The organism is Agrobacterium vitis (assembly GCF_013337045.2).
Taxonomy (GTDB): domain Bacteria; phylum Pseudomonadota; class Alphaproteobacteria; order Rhizobiales; family Rhizobiaceae; genus Allorhizobium; species Allorhizobium vitis_B.
Genome location: NZ_CP118259.1, coordinates 2,573,061 through 2,596,489, shown reverse-complemented (window position 1 = coordinate 2,596,489; position 23,429 = coordinate 2,573,061). Strand labels below are relative to the sequence as shown.

At 57.5% G+C, this 23,429-nt stretch carries 26 protein-coding genes; 21 read left to right on the top strand and 5 right to left on the bottom strand.

What is annotated here, in order from left to right:
- Nucleotides 1-181 precede the first annotated feature (181 nt).
- Nucleotides 182-907, top strand: a complete 726-nt coding sequence (bcsN, locus tag G6L01_RS12570; protein WP_139190354.1) for a cellulose biosynthesis protein BcsN — start codon at nucleotides 182-184, stop codon at nucleotides 905-907.
- 107 nt (nucleotides 908-1,014) lie between these two features.
- Here the strand turns inward: bcsN and G6L01_RS12565 are convergent, their stop codons facing one another.
- The 3 genes from G6L01_RS12565 to G6L01_RS12555 all read right to left on the bottom strand — a co-directional run bounded on the left by G6L01_RS12565 (nucleotide 1,015) and on the right by G6L01_RS12555 (nucleotide 4,872).
- Nucleotides 1,015-1,506 carry a hypothetical protein gene (locus G6L01_RS12565; protein WP_070166678.1) on the bottom strand — a complete coding sequence of 164 codons (492 nt, stop codon included), beginning with the start codon at nucleotides 1,504-1,506 and terminating at the stop codon, nucleotides 1,015-1,017.
- Nucleotides 1,507-1,551: 45 nt separating this feature from the next.
- A complete protein-coding gene (locus G6L01_RS12560; RefSeq protein ID WP_234892023.1) occupies nucleotides 1,552-3,777 on the bottom strand; it encodes a TonB-dependent siderophore receptor in 2,226 nt (741 codons plus the stop codon).
- Between the two features lie 195 nt (nucleotides 3,778-3,972).
- Nucleotides 3,973-4,872 (bottom strand): helix-turn-helix transcriptional regulator, encoded by a 900-nt coding sequence (locus G6L01_RS12555; protein WP_070166677.1) that lies wholly within the window; start codon nucleotides 4,870-4,872, stop codon nucleotides 3,973-3,975.
- Nucleotides 4,873-5,025: 153 nt separating this feature from the next.
- Between G6L01_RS12555 and G6L01_RS12550 the strand changes: the two genes are divergently transcribed.
- Genes G6L01_RS12550 through fhuB form a run of 3 tightly spaced genes read left to right on the top strand, consistent with a single transcriptional unit; the run spans nucleotide 5,026 to nucleotide 8,706 of the window.
- On the top strand, nucleotides 5,026-5,841 hold the full coding sequence (locus tag G6L01_RS12550; RefSeq protein ID WP_070166676.1) for an ATP-binding cassette domain-containing protein: 816 nt from the start codon (nucleotides 5,026-5,028) through the stop codon (nucleotides 5,839-5,841).
- Between the two features lie 7 nt (nucleotides 5,842-5,848).
- Nucleotides 5,849-6,730 carry an ABC transporter substrate-binding protein gene (locus G6L01_RS12545; protein WP_070166984.1) on the top strand — a complete coding sequence of 294 codons (882 nt, stop codon included), beginning with the start codon at nucleotides 5,849-5,851 and terminating at the stop codon, nucleotides 6,728-6,730.
- Nucleotides 6,727-8,706, top strand: a complete 1,980-nt coding sequence (fhuB, locus tag G6L01_RS12540; protein ID WP_070166675.1) for a Fe(3+)-hydroxamate ABC transporter permease FhuB — start codon at nucleotides 6,727-6,729, stop codon at nucleotides 8,704-8,706. Before G6L01_RS12545 ends, fhuB begins: the two co-directional genes overlap by 4 nt.
- A gap of 1,014 nt (nucleotides 8,707-9,720) precedes the next feature.
- Here the strand turns inward: fhuB and G6L01_RS12535 are convergent.
- The gene (locus G6L01_RS12535) at nucleotides 9,721-11,898 is read right to left on the bottom strand and encodes a TonB-dependent siderophore receptor (RefSeq protein WP_420359819.1); all 2,178 of its coding nucleotides are present in this window, start codon (nucleotides 11,896-11,898) and stop codon (nucleotides 9,721-9,723) included.
- A gap of 904 nt (nucleotides 11,899-12,802) precedes the next feature.
- Between G6L01_RS12535 and G6L01_RS12530 the strand changes: the two genes are divergently transcribed.
- Nucleotides 12,803-13,132: a helix-turn-helix transcriptional regulator gene (locus G6L01_RS12530; RefSeq protein WP_174089263.1), complete on the top strand. Its 330-nt coding sequence runs from the start codon at nucleotides 12,803-12,805 to the stop codon at nucleotides 13,130-13,132.
- 507 nt (nucleotides 13,133-13,639) lie between these two features.
- On the opposite strand, the gene G6L01_RS12525 is transcribed toward G6L01_RS12530, so the two are convergent.
- On the bottom strand, nucleotides 13,640-14,008 hold the full coding sequence (locus G6L01_RS12525; RefSeq protein ID WP_070166672.1) for a helix-turn-helix domain-containing protein: 369 nt from the start codon (nucleotides 14,006-14,008) through the stop codon (nucleotides 13,640-13,642).
- Between the two features lie 154 nt (nucleotides 14,009-14,162).
- Here G6L01_RS12525 and G6L01_RS12520 point away from each other — a divergent pair, with 154 nt between their 5' ends.
- The 16 genes from G6L01_RS12520 (at nucleotide 14,163) to G6L01_RS12445 (ending at nucleotide 23,426) form a co-directional block, all read left to right on the top strand.
- Complete coding sequence (locus G6L01_RS12520; RefSeq protein WP_070166671.1) at nucleotides 14,163-14,459, top strand: helix-turn-helix domain-containing protein; 297 nt, start codon at nucleotides 14,163-14,165, stop codon at nucleotides 14,457-14,459.
- Nucleotides 14,456-14,818, top strand: a complete 363-nt coding sequence (locus G6L01_RS12515; protein ID WP_070166670.1) for a hypothetical protein — start codon at nucleotides 14,456-14,458, stop codon at nucleotides 14,816-14,818. Before G6L01_RS12520 ends, G6L01_RS12515 begins: the two co-directional genes overlap by 4 nt.
- Nucleotides 14,819-14,820: 2 nt before the next feature.
- Nucleotides 14,821-15,282, top strand: a complete 462-nt coding sequence (locus G6L01_RS12510; RefSeq protein WP_070166669.1) for a hypothetical protein — start codon at nucleotides 14,821-14,823, stop codon at nucleotides 15,280-15,282.
- The gene (locus G6L01_RS12505) at nucleotides 15,279-17,417 is read left to right on the top strand and encodes a Mu transposase C-terminal domain-containing protein (protein WP_070166668.1); all 2,139 of its coding nucleotides are present in this window, start codon (nucleotides 15,279-15,281) and stop codon (nucleotides 17,415-17,417) included. The genes G6L01_RS12510 and G6L01_RS12505 overlap by 4 nt, the downstream gene beginning before the upstream one ends.
- 27 nt (nucleotides 17,418-17,444) lie before the next feature.
- A complete protein-coding gene (locus G6L01_RS12500; protein WP_070166667.1) occupies nucleotides 17,445-18,212 on the top strand; it encodes an AAA family ATPase in 768 nt (255 codons plus the stop codon).
- Nucleotides 18,212-18,808, top strand: coding sequence for a hypothetical protein (locus tag G6L01_RS12495; protein WP_081344180.1), 597 nt, complete (start codon nucleotides 18,212-18,214; stop codon nucleotides 18,806-18,808). Before G6L01_RS12500 ends, G6L01_RS12495 begins: the two co-directional genes overlap by 1 nt.
- Nucleotides 18,796-19,203, top strand: coding sequence for a MarR family transcriptional regulator (locus G6L01_RS12490; RefSeq protein ID WP_234892025.1), 408 nt, complete (start codon nucleotides 18,796-18,798; stop codon nucleotides 19,201-19,203). Before G6L01_RS12495 ends, G6L01_RS12490 begins: the two co-directional genes overlap by 13 nt.
- Before the next feature lie 17 nt (nucleotides 19,204-19,220).
- A complete protein-coding gene (locus G6L01_RS12485; RefSeq protein WP_070166666.1) occupies nucleotides 19,221-19,751 on the top strand; it encodes a host-nuclease inhibitor Gam family protein in 531 nt (176 codons plus the stop codon).
- Nucleotides 19,752-19,756: 5 nt separating this feature from the next.
- A complete protein-coding gene (locus tag G6L01_RS12480) occupies nucleotides 19,757-20,011 on the top strand; it encodes a hypothetical protein (RefSeq protein WP_070166665.1) in 255 nt (84 codons plus the stop codon).
- The gene (locus G6L01_RS12475; RefSeq protein ID WP_070166664.1) at nucleotides 20,008-20,226 is read left to right on the top strand and encodes a hypothetical protein; all 219 of its coding nucleotides are present in this window, start codon (nucleotides 20,008-20,010) and stop codon (nucleotides 20,224-20,226) included. The genes G6L01_RS12480 and G6L01_RS12475 overlap by 4 nt, the downstream gene beginning before the upstream one ends.
- A complete protein-coding gene (locus tag G6L01_RS12470; RefSeq protein WP_070166663.1) occupies nucleotides 20,223-20,654 on the top strand; it encodes a regulatory protein GemA in 432 nt (143 codons plus the stop codon). The genes G6L01_RS12475 and G6L01_RS12470 overlap by 4 nt, the downstream gene beginning before the upstream one ends.
- Complete coding sequence (locus G6L01_RS12465; RefSeq protein ID WP_070166662.1) at nucleotides 20,651-21,034, top strand: helix-turn-helix domain-containing protein; 384 nt, start codon at nucleotides 20,651-20,653, stop codon at nucleotides 21,032-21,034. The genes G6L01_RS12470 and G6L01_RS12465 overlap by 4 nt, the downstream gene beginning before the upstream one ends.
- Before the next feature lie 78 nt (nucleotides 21,035-21,112).
- Nucleotides 21,113-21,964: a peptidoglycan-binding protein gene (locus G6L01_RS12460; protein ID WP_070166661.1), complete on the top strand. Its 852-nt coding sequence runs from the start codon at nucleotides 21,113-21,115 to the stop codon at nucleotides 21,962-21,964.
- Between the two features lie 48 nt (nucleotides 21,965-22,012).
- The gene (locus G6L01_RS12455; RefSeq protein WP_139190355.1) at nucleotides 22,013-22,528 is read left to right on the top strand and encodes a hypothetical protein; all 516 of its coding nucleotides are present in this window, start codon (nucleotides 22,013-22,015) and stop codon (nucleotides 22,526-22,528) included.
- A gap of 63 nt (nucleotides 22,529-22,591) precedes the next feature.
- Nucleotides 22,592-22,936, top strand: coding sequence for a hypothetical protein (locus G6L01_RS12450; protein WP_070166659.1), 345 nt, complete (start codon nucleotides 22,592-22,594; stop codon nucleotides 22,934-22,936).
- Entirely contained in the window at nucleotides 22,926-23,426 is a 501-nt protein-coding gene (locus G6L01_RS12445) for a DUF1804 family protein (protein ID WP_070166658.1), read from the top strand. The genes G6L01_RS12450 and G6L01_RS12445 overlap by 11 nt, the downstream gene beginning before the upstream one ends.
- Nucleotides 23,427-23,429: the final 3 nt, after the last annotated feature.

Here is a 23,429-nt window from a genome sequence, read left to right as displayed (position 1 = left end):
CCTCCTCGTCTTAATATTTCGTTAATACTTCGATCACTAAAGCTTGCGGCAACAACCACGCTGCCCGTCTTGCAGACGATGCGAGGACGCGGCACAAAACGACTGATCGGATTATTTCGCCCTAAATCAATCCTGATTTAAGAAATGATACGGTAGGATGGGTTTGACGAGGTAAACGGCTATGAAAACCACAGATGACCAATGTCCCGGCAAGGGTAGCGTCCCTGCCGCAAATCCAAACTTACGACGTGTCGGAACGCTCTTGTCGATGTTTGGCATCGCCTTGGCGGCGTCTTCCTGCGTGGCTGGTATCGATCCCAACTCAACAGGGTCGATTTCCAAGAATAAGCCGCTGGTGGCAAAGACACAGGCTGTGGAAAAGGGCGCGCCCGAAGTGGCGATGCTGAAGCTCTCCGGCCTGACGGCGCCGATCACGGGCAATCGTCATCGCATCGAACCGGCCTCGGCTTTCCAGACCCTGTTGTACCCCACCGCCGGCAAGCTTGGTGAAAACAGTCTGGCAATCGAAATCGGGCTTGCCGATAGCGACCGTTTTCGCCAGACGGCGATGAATGATGAAGCGCCCGGGTCGATCAAGAAACTGTTTCCCGGTGTCAAAATGGTGACCGACACCGCCATTCATCAGAACGGCTATGGGCAATTCGGGGTTGCCACCGGCACGCTCGGCAAGAGCGGCGGCGCCTGCGTCTATGCCTGGCAGGCGGTGAAAGACCCGCGCGCCTTCAAGACTGCGGTCAGCCTGTCCGATAAATCCGAACTGGAACTGCCGGTGCGGGTGACGCTTCGCTATTGCGACGCCAAGGCGAAGCCGGAGCAATTGGCAGATCTGATGCGGACGCTGGCGATCCGCTCGGTCACCAGCCGCAATCTTGATCTGTTGAGATAAGAGGGTCGGCAATGTTTAGCCATTGCCGTCTCCCCGGCACAAATCTGGATTAAGTGCTTCGAAAATGCCGCAAGACGCAACGTTGTCTTGCGGCAGCCTGATCTTGATCAGTGCATGTTCTCGGGTTCTTCCGAAATGTCGGCACCTGCCACGGCCAAAGGCTGCTGTGGTCCGGGAAACTTGTGTGATATGCCGTCCACACGCACTTCGTTATTCTCGACAACAACATTGCTGGTTGCCCAGACCAGATATGATCCGGTTTTTCCATTTGACTCGATGAAAAGAACGAAGCCGCGCTTGTCGGAACGTCCCCAGCTATCGGTCTTGCCGGGCGAGATTTCATAAGGGTTTGTTGAGCCTTCACTCCCCCAATGATTGATAGAAGCCTGGATCTTGAAATTCGATGCGTTAAACACAGTGATTGCCATTATTTCCTCCCTGAAAAGCAACGTTTTCTGTTGCGAGAGCAGTGATAATTCAGGTTTGGTTGTGCAATCAATGAGAGAAGTCAATCGACCCAAATTTCGCCGATAGAGCGAAATTCGATTGTGTTCATGGCAGACGGATGTCAGCACGAAGACGCGCATATGATCGCCCATGCCAGCACGTTTCGCCTGCCGAACGCGCTGGCATGATGTCTGACCTTACCAGCTCTTTGAAATCTTCAACGTTACGGTGCGGCCTTCGCCGTAGCCGCAGGTCAGCGTGCCCTGGCAACCGGAGACATATTGCTTGTCGAACAGGTTGGTGACGGAGAGCGCTGCACCCCAGTCGTCTTTCTTGTAGCGGATGGCGGCATCGAACAGCACCGCGTCAGGCACTTTTTTGGTATTGGCGTAATCGGCCCAGCTTTCGCCCTGGTAGCGAATGCCACCGCCCAGGCTGAAGCCCTCGAGTTTTCCGGCCAGAACGGTGGTGGGTATCGCGTAATCCAGCCAGGCCGAGGCCAGCATTTTCGGAACGAGATAGGGTGAATTGCCGATCAGCGATGTATCGGCATGTTCGAGGATTTCCAGATCCTGATAGGTGAAGGAGGCCAGCGCCTTCCAATCGGCATTCAGCTCCACCTTGCCTTCCAGTTCGAATCCGCGCGAGCGCACCTCGCCGATCTGGGTGGAGAGAAAGGTGAGCGGATCGGTCACGGTCCAGTTCTTCTTGTCAATCTGGAAGACCGAGGCGGTGATCATGCCCGGAAAGAAGCTCGGCTCGTATTTGATACCGGCTTCATACTGCTCGCCTTTTTCCGCCTTCAGCGGATCGCCCTGGGTAACGCCGATCTGCGGGTTGAAGAAGCTGGCGACGCTGACATAGGGCGTCAACCCATTGTCGAATTGATAGGCGAGGCCCGCCCGACCGCTTGCCGCACTCTCACTGCTGTCATAGTCGGCATTGCTGGCGGTGCGGTCGTTGGACGTCGTATAGACATAGTCGTAACGGCCGTTCAGCGTGGCGATAAAGCCGCCACCGAAATGGATCTGATCCTGCACATAGCCGCCGATCTGGTTCTGGCGCAGGATCTGGTTGAGATAGACCGAATTGGCGGGCTGGGTGGTGCCATAGACCGGATCGGTGGCGCTGATCGGCGTATCGGTGGTGCTGGCCTGTACCTGGTCGAGCTGGTAGAATTTGTAATCCACACCCAATGTTACGTCATGCTTCAGCGCGCCGGTCTCGACCTCGCCGTTCAGGTGATTGTCGATGGCAAAGGAATTTACCTCGGTATGGTGGCTGAAGCCGAGCCGTGTCAGGTAGGCATCGCTGCTTGTCGGTTCCGAGAGATAATTGCTGCCGGTGGCCGGGTCGTAATAGCCATAGGTATAGGGCGTGTTCTCGGCCTTGTTGAGGTAGGAATAACGGGCGGTTTGCGAAAACGTCCAGCCGTTTTCCAGTTCGTGGCTGAAATCCGTACCCACCATGGTCTGGCGCGAATAGCTGTAGTCGCTCCCCGGCTCGCCGTAATAGGCATCTCTGTCGATCCGCCCGAAGGAGGCTTTCTCCACCGTGCCGACATAGGGCAGGAAGCCATTGGTGCCGGAGGTCTGGTCGAGATAGGAATAATAGGCATAGACATTCAGCTTGGTGCCGTCATCGGGAGCCCAGGTAATTTGCGGCATGACCACGCCGCGGAAATCATGGGCGTAATCGGCAGCCTTGTCGCCACCGGCGATCTTGCCGGTGACCCGGTAGCTGACATCGCTGTCCTTGACCGTATCGCCGGTGTCGAAGGTCAGGAAGGCATTGCCATAATTGTTGATACCAACTTCGGTGGTGAGAAATTTTTCGCCCGTCGGACGCTTGCCGACCATGTTGACGATGCCGCCCGGATTGGAGCCGCCATAGAGAACCGAGGCCGGGCCTTTCAGCACTTCCACCCGCTCCAGCACGACAGGGTCCACCAGAAACCCGCCGAAACCGTAGCTCCACAGGTTCAACCCGTCGAGGAAGCTGCCTGTCTGGGTGGCCTCGAAGCCACGGATATACATCCAGTTGGTGTCGCCATCGGCGCCGAATGGCTGGGTATAGACGCCAGATGTATAGCGCAGCGCTTCATCGACCTTGTTGGTCACGCCGCGATCGGCCATTTCGGCGGTGCCGATCACCGAGACCGATTGCGGCACTTGCGTGATCGGCGTATCGGATTTGGAGCCCGTCGAGGTGCGCTTGGCGACATAGCCATCAACCGGGCCAGTTGCGGTTTCGCTCTTGCCTTCGACGGTGATGGTCGACAATTGCGTGGTGGCGTCCTGCGCATGGACAAGGCCCGGCAGGCATAGCGTCTGTAGGGCAATCCCTGCCAGCAAGGCGGCGCGATGCCGGTTTGAGCGATCTTGCCCATCTGTTTTCCGTGCCTGAACCAATGCCGTCCCCATGTCATCACCCCATTGCCAATGCCCCGCCGGGCATGAATTTCAAATGATGACTGATTAATTCATGTATTTCTGTCGTGCTTGTCTGAAGCATGGAAGGCTTGAACGGATTTGGGCAAACCGTGTCCCGCCGCACAGAATTTTAACGGGTATTGCACAGCGATTGCCGAACCGGGCAGGGTGAACTCCCCAGCCAACTCAATTGAGCCGGACCCGTCGCCACTCGGACGGGGATAGGCCGACGGCGCGGCGAAAGCTGCGGGCAAAGTGGGCGGCATCGGCAAAGCCGGTTTCAGCCGCGATCACTGTCAGCGGCACGGCGGGGTCGCGCAGCCGTTGCTTGACCGTTTCGATCCGCGCCTTCATCTGCCATTGATGCGGCGACAGGCCGGTAGAGGCTTTGAAAGCGTGGCTGAAATAGGTGGGTGACAGGCCCGCCAGTCCGGCCAATTCCTCGAGCCTGATGGTGCGCAGGCAATGGGCCTCGATGAAATCGCAAACCCGGCGGAGCTGCCAGGCGGCCAGCTTGCTGCGCTTCCGGTGGGGCAGTTGGCGCGCAGGGGTTGGGCGAATGTTCAGCACGTCGATCAGCAGAGCGCTGACCAGCCCATCGCCATAGAGGTCGTGCAGGGGCTGCGGATTGGCGACATCGGCGGCGATCAGTTCGGCCAGGGCCAGCAGCCGGGGATCATCAAGGAGGTAGCGTGGCTGGTGCAAAGCCGCCAGCCCGGCATCCTCGCCCAACCGGCGCAGCAAGATGTCGGCATCGAAATGCAGATCCAGATGCCGCAGGCTTTTGACGCCGGTGATCGCGGTTGACATTTCCAGCCCGGCTGGAATGAAATGGGCCGCCCTGGCAATCGCTCCGGAAATCTGCTTGCCACCGCCTTCAGCCATGCTGAGATCGGCCCCATCCTCGCCTGCGGCGTCCAATAGAATGAACAGGCGCGGATCGTTGCTGACATACTGGCCGCCCGCATCACTTTGACAATCCACCGACCAGAGATCGGCGACCATGCCGTTCCAGTAACGCCGGTGCAGGCCGGAGGAGACGGATAGTCCGTCGATCTTGCTGATCATGCGGGGCAGGTAGGACATTGGCCAATCCGGGACAAGTGACGTGCGGGCGATGGGCAAAACTGTGTTGAAAACACACTTGCGAACCGGCAAGACTGTGTATAGTTGATTTTTATTATCATGTTTTATCCATCCAGTTCAAGCTTGGTGGCACCTTGTATTAGAGGATCTTTGATGGCGAGCGAACATCGTAACATCCAGGCTGCTGATAAGGCAGGGATGATTTTCGAAACGCAGGCGCTTGGTTTCACCGTCGATGGCCGGGCCTTGTTGCGGGATGTGTCAATCGGTTTTCGCAAGGGTGAGATTTCCGGCCTGGTCGGCCATAACGGCTCGGGCAAATCCACATTGCTCAAGCTTCTCGCCCGCCAGCAAAGCCTGACATCCGGGACGATCCATTTTGCCGGGGCGGATGCCGGTGCGCTTGGCGCGCGCGATTTTGCCCGCAAGGTTGCCTATCTGCCGCAGGACGTCACGGCGGCCCATGGCATGACGGTGCGCGAACTGGTGGCCTGCGGACGCTATCCCTGGCATGGCGCGCTTGGCCGGTTTACCGAGGTTGATAAGGCCAAGGTGGAAGAGGCGCTGGATCTCACCCATGTCCTGCCCATGGCGGACCGCATGGTGGATACGCTGTCGGGCGGTGAGCGTCAGCGGGCCTGGATCGCCATGCTGGTGGCGCAGGATAGCGAATGCCTGCTGCTGGATGAGCCGACCTCGGCGCTCGACATCGCCCATCAGATGGAGGTGCTGGCGCTGGTGCGCCGCTTGTCGCAGGAAAAGGGGCTGAGCGTCATCATCGTCCTGCATGACATCAACATGGCCAGCCGTTTCTGCGACCGGCTCTATGCGCTGAAGGCCGGGCAGTTGATTGCCGAGGGCTCACCCACGGCCCTGATGACCCGCGAGACGCTGAACGCCATTTACGGCGTTGATATGGACGTCACCCGCCATCCAGGTTTGGAGATCCCGCTCGCCTATGTCTGCTGATCCTTTCCTGCCGCTCAGCCGCCGCCATCTTTTGGCCGGAGGTGTGAGCCTGTTCATGGCGTCTGCTGCCCGGGCTGAGAGTGCTACGCCTGCCCGGGTTGTCTGCCTGGATTACGGCCTTGCCTCGACGCTGCTGGCTTTCGGGGGCAAGCCACTGGCGGTCGCATCTCTGGCCGATTGGGACAAATGGGTGGAAGAACCGCGCATGCCTGACGGCGTGATCGATCTCGGCTCGTCCTGGGAGGTCAATTTCGAATTGCTGATCGCCCTGAAGCCCGACCTGATCCTGTCTACAGCCTTTAACGACCCGCTGAACCCGCGGCTGGAAGCCTTGGCACCGCTGTTTCGCGCCAGCGTCTATGCGCCTGACACCACCGATATCCTGACGGCCTCTTACAGTGCGACGCGGGATCTCGGCAAGGTGATGCGGCTGGAGGCGAGGGCCGAGGCCTTTCTCGCCGAGGCCGATGCGTTTTTCGATGCCTGCCGCGCCCGCCTTGCCCGGCTGAATGCACCGCCGGTGGCGCTGGTCAATTTCATGGATGCCCGCCATGTGCGGGTCTATACGGCGCCTGGTCTTTATCACGATGTTCTCCAGCGGCTCGGCCTCACAAATGCCTGGACAAAGCCCGGCAATTACTGGGGTTTCGAGCTGATCGGCATCGAGACCCTGGCGACAATCACCGATCCGCGCGCCCGGCTGATCGCTTTCGAGCCTGTTCCCGCCGATGTCATGCCGACCTTGGCGAAAAGCCCGCTCTGGCAGGCCTTGCCGATGGCAAAGCCGGAGCGCTTCGCCGTCCTGCCCTCGACCCTGATGTTCGGGATGGTGGTCGAAGCCATGCGCTTCGCTCGCCTGCTAACCGATTACCTGGACAGTCAAGCATGAATATTCCGTTCTCTTCCAGACCGTCCTATCTAGGTCCGCTCCTCGTCACCCTGCTGCTCGCCGGTCTTGGCGGCCTGATGGCCTGGCACGGCATTGCGCCGGTACTGGCGCGTCCTGAAAGTGCGGGTTACGACATCGATTATGCCGTGCTTTACAACGCCACCCTGCCGCGCATGGCGATGGCGTTGATTTGCGGGGGCGCACTATCCTTGTCGGGCGCGCTGTTCCAGCAGGTGCTGCGCAATCCGCTGGCCTCGCCAACCACGCTTGGGGTTTCAGCCGGGGCGAATCTCGCCATCGTCCTGGCGCTGTTGCTGTCGCCGGGCCTGCTGGGGTTTGGCCGTGACATGGTGGCGCTGGCCGGAAGCGCTATTGCTGCGGGCCTCGTGCTGCTGATGGGGCTGAGGCGCGGATTTTCACCGTTTTCGCTGGTTATGTCCGGGCTGGTGGTCAGCCTGTGGTGCGGGGCGTTGTCGAGCGTGCTGGTGCTGCTCAATGAGCGCTATCTGGTCTCCCTGTTCATCTGGGGGGCGGGATCGCTGGCCCAGCAAAGCTGGGCCTTGCCGCTCGCGCTTCTGCCCAAGGTCGGGCTGGTGGCCGTCGCCGCCGCGCTGCTGCTGCGGCCGCTGGCGCTGGTGGAACTGGGCGAGGCGGGAGCAACGGCGCTCGGCGTCAAGACTGGTCATCTGAGGGCGGCGGCTATCGCGCTTGCCGTGCTGCTGGCGGCCTTCGTCACCAGCGCGGTCGGGGTCATCGGCTTTATCGGTCTCGTTGCGCCAACGCTTGCCCGGCTGACCGGCGCGCGGCGCTCCGGCGCCCTTTTGGTCTGGTCCACATTGATCGGCGCGGCCTTGCTGTTCTTTGCCGATAGTGCATTGCTGCTGCTTGCCGATCAATTCAGCGATATGCTGCCGACCGGGGCCGTCACCGCCTTGTTCGGTTCGCCGCTGCTGCTGGTGCTGCTGCCACTGTTGAAAACCCGGCATCGGATCATGGTCGAGCGGGTGCCGAAGCCTCGGCACTTCGCCTCGACGCGGACGGTCCTGATCGTCGTGCTGATCGGTGGTGTGATGCTGATTGCCATGGCGCTGCTGTTCGGGCGCAGTACCGTCGGCGATTGGGCTTTTCTGTCCCCCTCGCTCTACGGCGAAATTCTGCCTGTGCGCTTTCCTCGCGTGCTGGCTGCCTTTGCCTCTGGCGCCATGCTGGCAGTGGCCGGGCTGATCCTGCAACGGCTGACCGGCAATGAAATGGCCAGCCCGGAAGTGCTGGGCATCAGCGCCGGAGCAACCTTCGGGGTCACGGTAGCGGTATTCTTTCTGGCGGCGCCAAGTCTTGGCATGCAACTCGGTTTTGCCGCGGCGGGCTCGCTGACCGTGCTGGCGGTGATTTTCCTGTTTGCCGCTCGGGCTGGTTTTGCGCCGGAGCGGGTGCTGCTGGCAGGTATTGCGCTCAGCGCCATGGTCGATGCCGTGGTCGGTGTGCTGGCGGCGAGCGGCGATCCCCGCGCCACCTTCCTGATGCGCTGGATGAGCGGCTCGACCTATAATGTCACGATGACGAGTGCCATCACGGTGACGATCATCGCCGTGGCTCTGGTGGTGATTGTCGCCCTGCTGCGCCGCTGGCTAGATCTGCTGCCGCTGGGCCCCTCCGCTGCGGGCGCACTCGGCGTGCCGCTCGCATCGGCCCGGCTGTTGCTGCTGCTGTTGGCAGGTGCCTTGAGCGGCGCGGCTACCCTGACGGTTGGCCCCTTGAGTTTCGTCGGCCTGATGGCGCCGCATCTGGCCCGCGAGGCCGGATTGCTGCGTGCCGGACCGCAACTGAACGGCGCGGTGCTGATCGGTGGCGTGCTGATGATGATGGCCGACTGGATTGGCCGGACATTGGTTCACCCTTACGAAATCGCCGCTGGCCTGGTCTCCGCGCTGATCGGCGCGCCGGTGCTGATCCTGCTGATGCGCCGGAGGGCATGAAGGACTTTCCTGCTCTCGCGTTTCAAGGCATTACTTTCTCATTGCGATGATGACGGGGAACGGAGAGACACATGCACAAGGGATCATATCCTTGCGGCGCTGTTCGCTTTCAGGTGAACGTTGATTTACCGCCGCCCGATGCTTGCCCCCCTGATGCTGACTATTGTTCCAAATGCCGCAAGCATTCTGGTAATTATTTTGCGTCGATCGATGTTTTAAAGAACAAAATCGAGATCGATGGCAGCGAGACTATCAGCTGGTATCGGTCCTCCGAAAGGTAAGGCGCGGCTTCTGCTCAGTCTGCGGAAGGTCGCTGTTCTTCGATCCACTTCACCGAGATTGGATTGCCGTTGCCATGGGTGCATTCGGTGGACCCACGCAGACGCGGCTCAAAATGCATATCTTCGTTGCCGACAAGGGTGACTATTACGATATCGCTGACGGTTTGCCGCAGAACGAGCAATAGAGTATCGAGGTGAAAATACGCATTCACAGTACACGACTCAAACGTTTTTATATGCCGCGTACCCCCTCATCCCCCTGCCGGGACCTTCTCCCCGATGGGGAGAAGAGACCTGCGGCATCCTCTTGTGCCTTATATCAAGAGTCATTGAAAATGACCGTTGGTATGCCTGTTTCGAATATCTCAAGCCTTTGATGCATTTGAGATATTCGAAAATGTTATCAGGTGAGGATGCGTCAGCATCTTCGGGCCTTGGTATTATATGCGCGGCAAAAGCCGATAAACCCCTTTGCCAGCAGCCTTAGGATGAGGCTCAGTGCTGTCGTGTTGGCCTTTTCTCCCCTGCGGGGAGAAGTCCCCGGCAGGGGGATGAGGGGGGCGAAGCCAATTACAGCGCCGTGCGCCATATATGGCGCACGGCGCTGTAATTTCAAATCGAACCTTAGTTTTCGGTCCAATGGCTAATCAGCCTTGCGGCAGGCGCAAAAAACCGGCGACTTCTTTCGAAGCCCCCGGTTCCGTTGATTTGCATTCTGATGACCGCGTACCCGTTACCAGGTATATTTAAGCGTCCCCAGCACTGTACGGCGGTCGCCGTAGTAGGAGCTGCCGTAATAGGTGGTGGTGACGTATTTCTTGTCGAACAGGTTCTTGGCATTGATGGCGAAGGTGACGTTTTCGGTCACCTTGTAGCTCGCCATCGCATCGACCACCGTATAGGCATCGACCTTCACGGTATTGGCCGAATCGCCGTAGCTGGAGCCGACATACCGGACACCGCCACCCAGCGTCAGGTCGCCGCGCCAGCCATCGCCGGGAATGGTATAATCGACCCAGGCCGAGGCGGTGTTCCTCGGAACACGCTCAGGCCGGTTGCCTGCATTGCCGCCGGTACCGTCTTCCTTGATCTCGGCATCCCAGTAGGAATAGGCAAGCGTCATGTTCCAGCGGTCGTTGAGCGCCACCTTGCCCTCCACTTCCACGCCGCGCACCCCGACCTTGCCGATCTGGCGCTGTAGTATGGGGGTGACGTTGGAGGGAACATTGGTTTGGGTTATGTCGAACAGGGCGACCGTAAACAGGGCGTCGAAACTGTCGGGCTTGTATTTCAAGCCGATTTCATACTGTTCGCCTTCCTGCGGCTTCAGTGAGCCGCTAACGGAATAGCCATTGGCGGTTGGTGTCACGAGCGGCTGGAAGGACGTGGAGTAATTGGCATAGGCAGCAAGTTCCGGCGTGATCTTGTAGCTCAAGCCAATCCGTTTGGTGAAGGCTTCTGAGGTATTATTATCTGATGAGCCCGCTTTGGAAAAGTAGTCGCTATTTGTGCCGGGGCTTAGGTAATCCGCGGTAGTATTGACATAGTCATAGCGCCCGCCGAGCGTCAGGATCCAGCGGTCATCCAGCGTCAACTGTTCCTGCGCGTAGATACCGAGCGCCTTCTGCTTGACCTTCCAATCGAGATAGGGATCGAGAGACACACAGGAGCGACCGCAGAACACCGGATCGTTCATGTCGATGCCTGGGGCCGAGCCATAGCCAATAACTTCATGGGTGCTGTCATAGGAATAGTCGACACCCAGCAAAGTCTTGCTGTCGAGGCGATCCGTGCTGGTGTCATATTCCAGCTGGTTGTCGATGGCGAAGCGATCCGCCACGCCGTCCACGGCATAGGCCGTCCGATTGGCGCTCGAATCCGTGCTGGCGCCATAGACTGTCTCATAGTCCAGGTCCACATGCGAGTAACGGGCATTCTGCCGGAAAGTCAGACCCTCGGTGATCTCGTGGCGAAACTCGTAGCCGACATCCTTCTGGATGGTGTCGAATTTGTTGAAGTCCGGCTCGCCGTAGAACCGGGTCGTGTCGACGTCAAGACCAGCAGGGAAGCCCAGGGCCGGTGTGGTGTTGCGCTTGTTGTAGTCGGTGAGGAAGGTCAGCGAGGTGCTCTCGTCCGGGCTGATGGTCAGAGCCGGTGCGACGTAGATGCGGTCATCGTTGGAATAATCCGAGCCCAGGTCGGCATTCTGCCATTTGGCGGTGACGCGGTAGGTAAAGACACCTTCCTTGTCGAGCGGCCCACCAAAATCCGTGCCTGTTTCGATATGGTTGTCGCCGAAGGTGGTATAAACCTCGGCATGGAATGTGTCGGTCGGATGCTTGGTGACGGCATTGATCATCCCGCCCGGACCGTTGAGGCCGAACAAGGTGGAAGTCGAGCCTTTCAGCACTTCCACCCGTTCCAGGCCGTAGGGCTCGGTGCGGGCTGCGGTAAACCAGGCGGGAATGCGCGCACTCAGGCCATCGCGATAGATGCCGAGTGTCGTCGTGTCGAAGCCGCGAATACGGTAATAGTCGTAGCGATCGTCGGAGCCGAATTCATCAACAACCACACCGGACGTATAGGCGACGGCGGCCTGCATGTCGCTGACGCCGCGCGTTTCCATTTCCTTCATGGTGACAACGGAGACAGCCAGGGGAATGTCGATGATCGGTGTATCGGTCTTGCTGCCGACAGTCGTCTCCTTGGCGACGATATTGGCATCCGGGCCGGTGGCCGAGGCTTTGCCCTGAACGGTAATGGTCGAGAGCTCCGTATCTTTCTCTTGCGACCAGGCTTGCGAGGCGGCGGCAATCAACGCCAGTCCAGCAATATTGGCTAGCAGCAATTGTCCATGTCTGGACATCGTCCGGTTCGCAGGCTGCGCGCGTCCACCGGCCCCCTTCGTCATTTTCGTCATACTCCGCCTTCCTTCATGCTGTCGGCGTGAGGAGATATCCCGTCTCCGTCACAGGCGGACAATATGAACTATACAAAGGGAGTCAACTTTAAATTTGACAAATCCACGAAGGTTTTATTCTTTTAAAAATGCCTTTAAAAGATGGAGCTTTTAAAGTTTTTCAGGGGAAAATGGTCACTGGTTTTCCCGAGAAGAGAAACGAAAACAAAAAATCTAGAGTCTGTCTGGTTCAATCTGAACTAGACAGACTCTAAGTGAAGTAGATGCCGGAATGGAAAAAGGTCGGTGTAGGGGGGTATTACCTTCTGGACATGAACCAGCCAAACGCGCTCCCGTCCAACCTACCGTAAAATAACGATAAACTTATGCTGCATGCCCCAACGGTCCGGGCGGTGAAATGCACATGGACAGGCTTAAAGGTCAAATTATCGCGCAATCTTCTGGACAGATTTGCGCATTCTTCACGCATTGTTCTGTCAATCATGCTGACGAGAACAACATTTTGAAGATAAAAGGAAAATCGCGATTGCGTATGGCGTGATCTCGTAAAATGGAGCGTTTAGGATCAGTCTTTTGGGGATGCCCCGGCGCGCTGGGGATTTCCAAGGTGGGAAATCTCTTCCTACCTCGGTCCTAAACTTCCCACCTTAGCCACCCCTTTGAAAATCATGAGAATTTTCGGGTGGACGCCGTGCCCATGCAGCAGGAAAGGTGGGAAGCGCCAAAAACACGAAATTGACCACCTGAGGATTGTCTAACGGTTACCACAGCAACCCTACGGCAGTGGTTTCAGCCGCCGTACCGACACATAGCTTATCCCTGTATGGGTAGCGCGACGGGCGGCGGAATGGGCATTCTTAGATATAAAGTGCGGGCTTGGCGTAAGGCGGCTGAGATGACGCAAGCCGATCTCGCGTTGGCGACCGGGAAAACCGTACAGACAATATCAGCCTTGGAGCGAGGACGGCCTACCCGTCAGTCAACACTTGATGCCGTGGCTCGGGTGTTCGACGTTACGCCGGAAGCCTTGCGAAGTGATCCGCCAACCATGCTTATGTCTCCAGACGAGATCGAGGCTTTGGCGACGACAGGGCGGATTTTAAGCGCGATTGCCCAGATGGCGGCGGGGGGGCGAGATATCCGGCCATTATATCTGGCGCTGCAAAGAATGAAGACGGCGTCTCGCAGACGCCAAACAGCTTACACTCATAACAGCCAACCATAAGATCGGCGATTTGCAGCTCGTCATTGCCGAGCGATGATATCAGTGATGAGAGCTGCTTGCGCTTGACCATTTTTACCCCGCAAATCCAAGGGGTAATTTATATTAAGCTAATGTAATAGTGGTAATTTTTTTCTGCTCAAAAACTTAAAGTTTGGTAGGTGAAAATCAACCATTTACCATCGGTATTCGGGGGTAATTTTCCGCCCTAATTTTAAGTTCGAATATACGCATATCAGTTTGAAAAATAAAAGCTTTTGACTTCAAAGGCCGAAGGCGATTTATAGGCCTGCACAAGCGCATGTGGTTGTATTTTATAGGCGTTTAGTGTGGGGCAAGAAATGAACAGACGTGAATTTTTAGGGCTTTTGGCTGTTGGATCAGTGGATGTTAAAGTACGATCTAGGATGTCCAAAGCGCTCGATGAGTTAGAGGCATCGGTCAAGCAGATTTACGGCCCAAACATCCAGATAGATGTCTTTGAAAACGAGAGCCGCAGAATGCCGCTCCTTATCCACGCTGTATCCGCTTGAGATGCATTTGTGTGATTTCCATTATGTCCAGCTGCCGATTTTCAGGCAGCTGGCGGAAGTCGCGTAAGAGTTGAGCGTCGTTTTCGCTCAAGTCTTCGCTCGATAACGTAAACGTCTCGCCCTTGCCTGTCGTAAGCCAATTGAGATTTACCCCGAATCTTTCGTGGTAGACGGCGAGCGTAGAAGCGTCAGGTGTTCTTTCGCCGCGCTCGTAATAGGCAAGCGTGTTCTTGCTGATGCCAAGGCTATCAGCAAACTCCGACCGATCAGGGTCTCCCAATTTCCTTCGAACGTCCCGAATCCTAGCGCCAAGATCCGTTTTCGGCTCGCTCTCGCTTTTCGCCAAATATCCACACCTAGAACCACAATTGCGTATTGATGATTACGCAATTGTGGTCTACCCATAGTTTTAGCAGCCCGCTTCGGCAGGCCGCGAATGTTACCAAACTACCAACAAAAAGCGGACGTTGCTGCGTCCGCTCTTGCTAGGAGTAATAGCTATGGGTGCCATCAATTGGACCCCGAAGCGGATACTTTGCGAGATCCAAGAGCGTGGCATGACGCTCGAACAACTCGCACTCCGCAACGGTCGCAACCCCGCCAGCTTCCGTCACGTCTGGAAGCGTCCCAACGCCATCAACGAACAGATCGTCGCTGACTTCATTGGGCAGAAGGTCGAAACCCTTTGGCCGAACCGATATCCCAAAACCAAAACCCGTGTGTACGATAGCAAGAAACATGGGCCGTTAGAAAGTCAGAAATCTAATGCTGCTGTTGACAAGCGGGTGGCGGCATGACGGCCTGCGTGTCAGCAATGAAGAATGCGGCTGGAGAAATATCCAGTCCAACCGATATAGCCACAGCTCCCGCGTCAGCGTGGGCGACGGCAGCAAACGCTCCGGAGGCTTCCAGCATTCCTTCGGTCTCCCTCCTGTGCCTTTCTGAAATTGACATTCCTGCCAATCTAGCCCGAAGCCTCGACGCAGATTGGGCCGCCGCCCTGGCATTCGCGATTTCCAGACAGGAATCGGTCAGTCCGATCAACGAGCAAATCGTCGATGATCGAAAGAGCCATCTAAACCGGCATACCAAGTTTGCGCTGCTGGCGCACAAAGCCATTTATGCCCGCGCTTCTCGACGTCAGGGCTGCATTTGATCATGACGAAGCGCAGCGATCCGCACACGCTGGACCTTTTTCGCGATTACACGCCACCGGAAGTCGCGCCAGTCTTTGCTCCTGAGGTGTCCAAAGGCGGTACGCTTGACGTGAAGATTTCTCGCGTCCTGTCTGAGGCCATGACTCTCAGCGGAAAAACCCGCGCTGAGATCGCGGCGGAGATGTCTGACTATCTCTCTCAAAAAGTGACCGAAAACATGCTCGATTGCTACGCTTCGCCAGCGCGCCGCGATCAAAAGATCACTCTTGAGCGCTTCATAGCTCTTGTCGACGTGACCGGCTGTCATGAGTTGCTCAATTTTGTCTCCGATTTCGCCGGTTTCGTTGCGGTACCCTCGAGGTATGCGGAGGTAATCCGCCTTTGGCAGACAGAGGAGCGCCTTGCCGAGCTGGAACGGCAACGCGCCGCGCTGCGGGGCCGCGTAGGAGGGTTGCTCAAATGACCTTCCTAACAGCTAAAGAAATAGCCGACGCTGGTGTACGCCTAAAGCTTCGGGCGCTGCCGCATACAAAGCGGGGCGTGCAGGACCATATTGATCGTCATGATTGGAAAAGCCTCTCAGACGATCTTTGCCGCAAGCGTGCAGGCCGCGAAGGCGGCGGTGGATTTGAATTTCATATCTCGCTTCTACCCGAAGCATTACAGGCTGCTTTGCACGGCGAACGCGTCCGTGAACTGGTGACAGCTAGCCAACAGGCAACGAAGTCCAAAGAGGTGACCGCCAGAGAAAAACTCTCCACAGCCACCCTATCGGCCCGTCAGCGCGATGTTATGAATGCCCGTTCGGCGATTTTGTCGGCAATCGAAATGCATCAGATCATTTCCGGTCTGTCCCTACGCCAAGCCATTTATTCTTTTCTCGCCGATCCAGCCGCGCTTGATGTTTCGGAAACCATTCTGATTACCGCCAATGATCGGACTTCGGGAAAGGCGGTGGTCAGCCGTGCCACCTTGTACGAGTGGTTCAAGCTGCGCGATACGGTCGGCCTTGGCGCTCTTGCCCCTTTGCCCACTAAGGAAAAGCAGGAAGTGCCGTCATGGTTCTGGCAGTTCCTGCGGTTTTATGCCCAGCCGACCAAGCCCTGCCTAACCGATGCGTTAGAAAATTATTGTAAGGCGCTGCCATCGCATATCATGCCACCGAACTACGATCAGGTTCGCCGGTTGATGGCGCGGCTTGGCAATGTCGAAAAGCATCGTGGCCGCGAGGGATCTTTGACGCTGAAGAGCCGAATGGCTTTCACGATGCGCTCCACCGCTGATCTGTTGCCCGGTTGCGTTTACACAGCTGACGGCAAGACATTTGACGCCGAGATTGCCCATCCGATCCACGGTCAGCCATTCCGTCCAGAAATCACCAGCATCGTGGACGTTGCGACCCGGAAATGTGTTGGATTCTCCTTTGGTCTTGCGGAAAACACCATCGGCGTCGTCGATGCGCTCCGCTATGCCTGCGAACAGAACGGCATTCCGGCGATCTTTTACGTGGATCGTGGACCGGGCTTTAAAAATGACGTTCTCGACAACGAGCTAACGGGTGTCACCGAACGTTTGGGCATCACCAAGCTTCACTCGCTGCCACAAAACTCGCAAGCCAGAGGCATTATCGAACGCTTCAATGGTTCGGTCTGGAACCCGCTATCGAAGGAATTCGAGACCTATATCGGCGCGGATATGGACAGGCAGGCCCGGCAAAAGTCTTTCAAAACCACCCGTAAAGACATCAAGCAATTCGGCGCATCCAGCCGCTTGCCCACTTGGCAGGATTTCCTAACGGCCTGCGTCAATGCCGTGGCTTCCTACAATGCCAAGCCGCATTCGTCATTGCCGGGCAAGATGTCCCCGAACCAGATGTGGGAATATCATGTCTCCACGGGCTTTGAGATCGTGCCGGTTCTGGAGCATGAAAAGAACGACCTTTTCAGGCCTTACGTGAAGCGCCGCACCCGTCGCGCCATGATCGAATGGCTGACTAACACTTACTTCCACATGGCATTGGAAGAGTTCCACGGCGATGACGTGCTGGTCGGTTACGATATCCACGATGCCAGCAAGGTTTGGGTGCGGGAGATCGAGCGCCGCGATGGCGAAGAGCTGATGGGCCGCTTGATCTGCGTTGCCGTCTTTGCCGGAAACGAAGAGCGTTACATCCCGCTGACCATGGAGCGGGCGGCAATCGAGAAGCGGGCTGCATCCCGCGCCCGTCGTCTTACCGACCACCTTGCCGAGGTCGATGCCGAATTGTCGCCAGCCCGCTATCTGGAGGCCACGGCACAACAGCCAATTCAGATGATCGACGTGACACCAGAGCCTGTATCCGCAGGCCCGACGCTGGTTGTCAGCAATGGTCAGGAAATTTCTCAAAGCCCGCCGGTAGCGAGTGACCAACCTCGCAAGCGGGGCTTTGCAACGGATGAAGAGCTTGCCGCATGGGCGCTCGACCATCCCGATCAAGTCACCAGTACCCACGTTCGCGTCTTGAGATCGGCGCTTCAACGCCCCGGCTCAATTGAACTTCTCCGACTGTCAGGCATCGACCTGGACGCGCTTCGAAACCTCATCCGCGCCGCTGCCTGACAGTCGTCAACACCAAGGAAAATACGCATGAAGAATGTTTTTGTCGAGACCAGCAACGTGAAACGGTTTCAATCTGCCCTTGCCGCCCTTGAGCAGCGCGGTGCGCAGGAGGCCTGCCTTGCTGTTGTCGATGGCCTGCCCGGCTTGGGCAAAACCACCACGCTCAAGCATTGGGTCGCACATAATGGTGCCATTTATCTGCGGGCCAAGAAAGAATGGACCGCAGCATGGTTCATGAACGAGTTGCTGGAAGAGCTTCGCGCCAATCCACCGCACTCATTCCAGAAGAAGTTCCAGAAGGTCATTGAAGAGCTGGCAATGCGCAACAATGCCGCTGCCATGGCCCGACGCAACTTTGCGCTTGTCATCGACGAGGCCGACCATATCAGCAAGAAGGAAACTATCCTCGAAACAGTCCGCGACATTTCCGACATTATCGAATTGCCGATCATTCTTGTCGGCATGGGCAAGGTCAACGATCACCTGACCCGCTTTCCGCAGGTGTCCTCGCGTGTCAGCCAGAAAGTCCGGTTCGAAAAGGCAACCCTTACCGATGTTAAAACGCTGATCGACCAGCGTTGCGAGGTCAAGGTTGCCGACGATCTGGCTGGTTTCGTATTTAAGGTCTCTCAAGGCTACAACCGAGAAGTGCTGGAAGCCATCGCTAATATCGAACGGTTCGGCTTGCGCATGGAGCCCGGCGATCAAGGTGTTAGCATGGCCGACATGGCAGGCATGGCGATCATAAAGGACCGCCACAACGGCCAGTCCATCATGGTGCCGGAGGTGCTGTGATGACGGCGCGGCTTGAAAACGGCACATTGCCGACAACCCTCCTGCATTGCCTTGCTGACGGTTCATGCAAAACCATTGACGAACTGGACGCCACTCTGTCGCTGGACCGGGGGCAGATTTCGGACGGAGCTTTCAGGCTCATAATGCGCGGCTATGTCGAGCGCATTGAAAAGGGCTGCTATCAATTGACGCCTGCGGGCGTGGATGCCGCCGCCCGTGGCGAGATCCTGAAAGGTGGCCCGATCCGGCCTGACACGGCGAGTGTTCGCAAACCCGTATTCGGCACATTCCGCCAACGGGTTTGGACCGCCATTCGCATGGGTGGCAACTTCACCATCGGTGACATTGTGATGGTTGCGGCCACGGCAGAAGACAAAGACGCAGACAACAATGCCCGGTGGTATGTGCGCCGCCTGAAAAGTGCCGGTTACGTGGTCGAATTACCCATTCGCCAGCGCGGCACCAAGCTAACGTCCAGCGGCCATAAGCGATTTCGGCTTGTGAAGGATACCGGGGCAAAAGCGCCTGTGTACCGCCCGAAAACCAAAATGCTCCACGACTACAATCTTCGTGAGGACGTGCCATGCAGCAAATGAAGCTGATGGGATTGGCCGATCCTGCATGGATGGAGGTGTTGCGGATTGAGGCCGCGAAACCGGACCGCACCAAGGCCGACATTGCCAGAGAACTTGGCGTGTCACGCACCGCGATCTCGCTGCTATGTGCTGGCAAATACAGCGCCCGAACCGACAAGGTGCAAGCCAAGATCGCAGGTCCCGTCATGGCGCTTTATGCCCGTCGTGTCTGGTGCCCCCATTTGCGCAAAGCAATCACACCAGAGGCCTGCGGCGAATTTTGCGCAGCCCCCATGTCCACCAGTGATCCCGGCAAACTCAAGCATTGGGCTGCTTGCCGCAACTGCAAACAGAACCCCGAGAACAGCAGTGCAGCTTCACCCGCATCGCCATCCCTCCAAGTTTCCACCATCTGACAGAAAAGGAAATGCTCATGAAATCCACCACGAAAAGCAAAGCCAAAGCCATTCTTCGTGTTCCACAGTCTCGGGAAGATGCTGTATGGGCCGTTGGTCGCATCGGTTCATTGCGCCGGGAAATTGCCGCTCAGAAAGCCCTTTCTGATGAAGTCATCCGCCGCGCTGGCGAGAAATTCGAGCGCGATACCGCTGATCTGTCGGCGGAACTGATTGAACACGAAAAGGGCGTGCAGACATGGTGCGAAGCCAATCGTCTGACCCTCACCAATGACGGTAAGGTCAAATATCATGATTTCGGCACAGGCCGGATCAATTGGCGTGCCCGCCCACCCAAGGTTTCCGTCCGCGGCGTCGATGCCGTTATTGAGGCCTGCAAAAAGCTCGGCTTCAGCATCTTCATCCGCACCAAGGAAGAGCTGAACAAGGACGCCATGTTGGCCGATCCCGACAAGGCACGGGTAATTTCCGGGGTAACGATTTCCTCCGATGGCGAAGACTTCCTAATTGAACCCCTTGAGCTTGAAACCTCGGCGTCGAAGGGGTGAGCCGGATGGATGAGCGCGTCATGTCCTCCTACAGCCAAGGCTACGCGCTTTGCACGGCGGGTGGCGTCTTGCTCGGTCACAGTTACCGGGCAACCGAGGCAGAAGCCATCGCCTCGGTGTTCCAGAACCCTGACAACCGCGATGCATTTTGGCGGGCGGCGCAGGCAGACGGCATGACCGTGCAATTCGTGTACGCCCATATTTTCACCCCGAAATTCTTCATCACCATCCCCTCTGAAGAGAAGGCAGATGCAGCATGACCTACGATTACATCCGCAACTACTACGGTATTGATGTGCCAATCGGCCAATATGTTCAGCACACCGTGACCGGGCGGTTTGGAATTGTCAGGCCCGAAGGTGGAAGTAACCTGCATTATGTCCAGGTCCATTTTGAGGGTGATCGGCACGTTTCGAACTGCCACCCAAATGAATTGGATTATGATGTGGCCGACATGCTGACCGGTGCTGCATGAACACCAACGCCATCATCAACATCGCCAAAACCCAACTCGGCCTCGACGATGTGACCTACCGTGCTTTGCTTGTCCGGGTGACAGGCACCGAATCATTGCGGAAAATGACTGACCGGCAGAAGTTGGCTGTGGTCGATGAACTCAAAAAGAAGGGCTTTAAAGTCACCCCATCGGCCAGACAAAAGCTGCCGGTTTCCGACAAACGCTATATCCGGCTTATCCATGCGCTCTGGAACTCTTGCCATCGCCTGGGCGTGGTTTCTAACGGCTCCCGTGCGGCGCTTCGTGAATTTTGCCGGGGTATCCTTTATCCCGGCAATGACAAGGTGGCCGTCGATCCCGATACGCTGGACTACGAAAAAGCAAGCAAGATCATTGATGCCTTGAAGGCGATGGAAGAGCGCGGCAAAGAAAAGGCTGCGTCATGACCTTATCTGTAAGCGTTAGTGATCTGCCGCACTCGCTACGTGATGTCGCGGAAACTCTGGGTCTTGACGTGGCTCTCAAATTGATCGGCAGCTTTGGCGGGCAAGAGATCAAATTTCCAAAGCGCCCGCACGACGGTCATCCGGTTATCGCGGCGCTTGGCAAAGACGCAGGTTATGCGCTATGTGAATTCATGAGTGGTGGAATGATTTATGTTCCTCATACTCGCTCACGGCGGTCAATCCGTCTTGATGTGCTCGCCCTGGAGCGGAGCGGCAAAGAGCGCGGCGAGATTGCCCGCATCCTCGGCGTCAGCCAGCGCCATGTGCGCCGGATGGCCAACAAGCCCGGCAATCCTGATCAATTCGACCTGTTTGCCTGACCGGACTTAAGGTCCGGTCATATCTGACGCGCAGTCGCGTCAAAGTCCTCGCATCTGCAAATTGCACCGCGAGGCCGAATGTCCCCCACACTTGTTTCCCGCATTGATGCGTCCATCCTGAAAGCTATCGCACCAACGCCCCCTTCGAAAAAGGCGGCTGCGCAGCGGGCGATTATCGCCGCATTCGGCGAAATGCTGCCGGAATTGCTCACGCTGATTGAATGCACCACGCCTCTACGGATTGCGCATTTTTTGGCACAGGTCGCCCACGAGAGCGACGGCTTTTGCACGCTTGAGGAATATGCCTCCGGGGCTGCGTATGAGGGCCGTGCGGATCTGGGCAATGTCCGCCCCGGAGATGGCGTCCGTTACAAAGGCCGTGGACCGATCCAGCTCACGGGCCGCGCCAACTGCCGCGCCTTTACGATATGGATGCGTAAGACTGACCCCACATGCCCCGATTTCGAGGCCAAGCCGGAACTGGTGGCGACATGGCCATGGGCCGGTTGGGCGGCGGCATTCTTCTGGTCGCGCAACAACATCAACACCCGCGCCGCCGATGCGGACGATCTGGTTAAAGTCACCAAGATCGTCAATGGCGGTCGCAATGGTCTTGCCGACCGTGCCGCCTATCTTGCCAAGGCCAAGACGGCGCTGGCCGCTCTTGCTGCCGACCGGCTGTCCGGCAATCAGGTCTTTGCAGTGCTGCGCCGGGGCATGACCGGTGAAGCCGTCGAACAATTGCAACGGGCCTTGGCGCAGGCCGGTCATTATCATCTGACCATTGATGGCGATTTCGGTGCGGGCACCGAGGGCGCGCTTCGGGCTTTCCAGAAGGCGACCGGTTTAACGGCGGATGGTCTTGCCGGAAAGAAAACCGTGTCGGCGCTGGGGTCGTTCTGGCCGCAATCCGTCTCGGAAGCGGCCTGATTGCACCGCTCATACCTCCTTCCCTTCAGTCCAAACATGGAGCCGATCATGACCCTTCGTCCGCCCTATCAGCGCGTCTGCAATCTCTTGATGACCGCCGCCGCCTTCCTGTTCTGCCTCGCCATCGCGGCTTTCGCTGCCGACGATGCCCCGTCGTTAGCGACCGGCTTTATGTCTGCGCTCACGCCGTCCGTCCTTGAGCTTGTGGCGACCGTGCTGGGCGTGGCCGGCACTTGGTTGATCACCCGGCTTGTGCGGCTGATTGGTATATCCGACTCGGCGAAACGCTTGGAAGTCGAAGCCAAGCTGCGGGACGGCCTGCATTTTGCCGCCGAGAACGGCTTGCGCTTTGCTCTGACCAAGGCGGGTCTGCCTGCCGTTGCAGGTACGGCGGCGGCTGTCGTGGCCGACGCCATGTTTTATGTGCGCGAGAAAAACCCGCAAACGCTGGAAACGCTTGGCGTCAACGACAAGGCGCTTGAGGACATCATCCTGTCTAAATGGCCCACCGCCAGCCTCGCCTTGCCGATTGCTGCGCATTGGTCATCCATCCCCAAAACCTGATCAGCCCAGACCGGCCCGCCGCGCTGATTTGCACGGCGGTAACATCCAACAACAAGGAAACCCATGACCGGCCCCGAAACCATTTTTGGCCTCAAGGTCGCCACGCTTGCCTCGTCGGGCGTGGCGGCTGTGCTGTCCGTTGCGCTGGACTGGCGCTCCCATGACCTGTTTACGGCCATCGGCTCGATTATCGCAGGCGTGTTTGTGGCCACCATTGCTACCGAGCTGACGCTTGATCTGGCGGGTGTCGCGGACAACCCCGGCTCATGGGGCTTTGCGGTCGCTGCGGCTTACGGCATTACCGGGCGTAATCTGATCCTGTGGCTCAAGCAGGCGTCCAGCAATCCACCGCAATTGATCAAAGACTTGCTCGGTCTTGGAAAGGGTGGTGGCAAAAATGGCCAATGACCAGGACACCCGCCGCAAGGCCCGCGCCGATTATGTCTATCGGCGCATGTCAGCGGCCACCATTTCCATGACGCTCAATATCAGCGCCGCCACCTTTGGACGTTGGAAGAAAGCCGCCAAAGAAGCCGGTGATGATTGGGACATGGCCCGGTCAGCGTCGGTGATCGCGGGCGAAGGTATCGACACGGTAGTTTCATCCGTGGTCGAGGATTTCGTGCTGATGGCGCAAGCTCTGCTGGAAGAGGTCAAGACCGAACAACTGACCCTTGACCAGAAGATCAAGCACATGGTCGCGTTGGGCGACGCCATGGTCAAGGTGACAGCCTCGGCTGGCAAGCTGGCTCCGAAGATCAGCCAGCTTGGCGTCGCGCAAGACGTTGTCCAGCATCTGATTGCCTTTGTGCAGGAACAGTTTCCGCAACATATCTCCGTCGTGCAGGAAATCCTCATTCCATTCGGCGACCGGATTGCCACGGCCTTTGCTCCATGAAGC

Excerpts from the sequence above, each read along its gene's own strand:
- bcsN (WP_139190354.1), top strand. The coding sequence starts at position 182 with ATGAAAACCACAGATGACCAATGTCCCGGCAAGGGTAGCGTCCCTGCC.
- G6L01_RS12565 (WP_070166678.1), bottom strand. The coding sequence starts at position 1,506 with ATGGGCGATCATATGCGCGTCTTCGTGCTGACATCCGTCTGCCATGAA.
- G6L01_RS12560 (WP_234892023.1), bottom strand. The coding sequence starts at position 3,777 with ATGGGGACGGCATTGGTTCAGGCACGGAAAACAGATGGGCAAGATCGC.
- G6L01_RS12555 (WP_070166677.1), bottom strand. The coding sequence starts at position 4,872 with ATGTCCTACCTGCCCCGCATGATCAGCAAGATCGACGGACTATCCGTC.
- G6L01_RS12550 (WP_070166676.1), top strand. The coding sequence starts at position 5,026 with ATGGCGAGCGAACATCGTAACATCCAGGCTGCTGATAAGGCAGGGATG.
- fhuB (WP_070166675.1), top strand. The coding sequence starts at position 6,727 with ATGAATATTCCGTTCTCTTCCAGACCGTCCTATCTAGGTCCGCTCCTC.
- G6L01_RS12535 (WP_420359819.1), bottom strand. The coding sequence starts at position 11,898 with ATGACGAAGGGGGCCGGTGGACGCGCGCAGCCTGCGAACCGGACGATG.
- G6L01_RS12530 (WP_174089263.1), top strand. The coding sequence starts at position 12,803 with ATGACGCAAGCCGATCTCGCGTTGGCGACCGGGAAAACCGTACAGACA.
- G6L01_RS12520 (WP_070166671.1), top strand. The coding sequence starts at position 14,163 with ATGGGTGCCATCAATTGGACCCCGAAGCGGATACTTTGCGAGATCCAA.
- G6L01_RS12515 (WP_070166670.1), top strand. The coding sequence starts at position 14,456 with ATGACGGCCTGCGTGTCAGCAATGAAGAATGCGGCTGGAGAAATATCC.
- G6L01_RS12510 (WP_070166669.1), top strand. The coding sequence starts at position 14,821 with ATGACGAAGCGCAGCGATCCGCACACGCTGGACCTTTTTCGCGATTAC.
- G6L01_RS12505 (WP_070166668.1), top strand. The coding sequence starts at position 15,279 with ATGACCTTCCTAACAGCTAAAGAAATAGCCGACGCTGGTGTACGCCTA.
- G6L01_RS12500 (WP_070166667.1), top strand. The coding sequence starts at position 17,445 with ATGAAGAATGTTTTTGTCGAGACCAGCAACGTGAAACGGTTTCAATCT.
- G6L01_RS12495 (WP_081344180.1), top strand. The coding sequence starts at position 18,212 with ATGACGGCGCGGCTTGAAAACGGCACATTGCCGACAACCCTCCTGCAT.
- G6L01_RS12490 (WP_234892025.1), top strand. The coding sequence starts at position 18,796 with ATGCAGCAAATGAAGCTGATGGGATTGGCCGATCCTGCATGGATGGAG.
- G6L01_RS12485 (WP_070166666.1), top strand. The coding sequence starts at position 19,221 with ATGAAATCCACCACGAAAAGCAAAGCCAAAGCCATTCTTCGTGTTCCA.
- G6L01_RS12480 (WP_070166665.1), top strand. The coding sequence starts at position 19,757 with ATGGATGAGCGCGTCATGTCCTCCTACAGCCAAGGCTACGCGCTTTGC.
- G6L01_RS12475 (WP_070166664.1), top strand. The coding sequence starts at position 20,008 with ATGACCTACGATTACATCCGCAACTACTACGGTATTGATGTGCCAATC.
- G6L01_RS12470 (WP_070166663.1), top strand. The coding sequence starts at position 20,223 with ATGAACACCAACGCCATCATCAACATCGCCAAAACCCAACTCGGCCTC.
- G6L01_RS12465 (WP_070166662.1), top strand. The coding sequence starts at position 20,651 with ATGACCTTATCTGTAAGCGTTAGTGATCTGCCGCACTCGCTACGTGAT.
- G6L01_RS12460 (WP_070166661.1), top strand. The coding sequence starts at position 21,113 with ATGTCCCCCACACTTGTTTCCCGCATTGATGCGTCCATCCTGAAAGCT.
- G6L01_RS12455 (WP_139190355.1), top strand. The coding sequence starts at position 22,013 with ATGACCCTTCGTCCGCCCTATCAGCGCGTCTGCAATCTCTTGATGACC.
- G6L01_RS12450 (WP_070166659.1), top strand. The coding sequence starts at position 22,592 with ATGACCGGCCCCGAAACCATTTTTGGCCTCAAGGTCGCCACGCTTGCC.
- G6L01_RS12445 (WP_070166658.1), top strand. The coding sequence starts at position 22,926 with ATGGCCAATGACCAGGACACCCGCCGCAAGGCCCGCGCCGATTATGTC.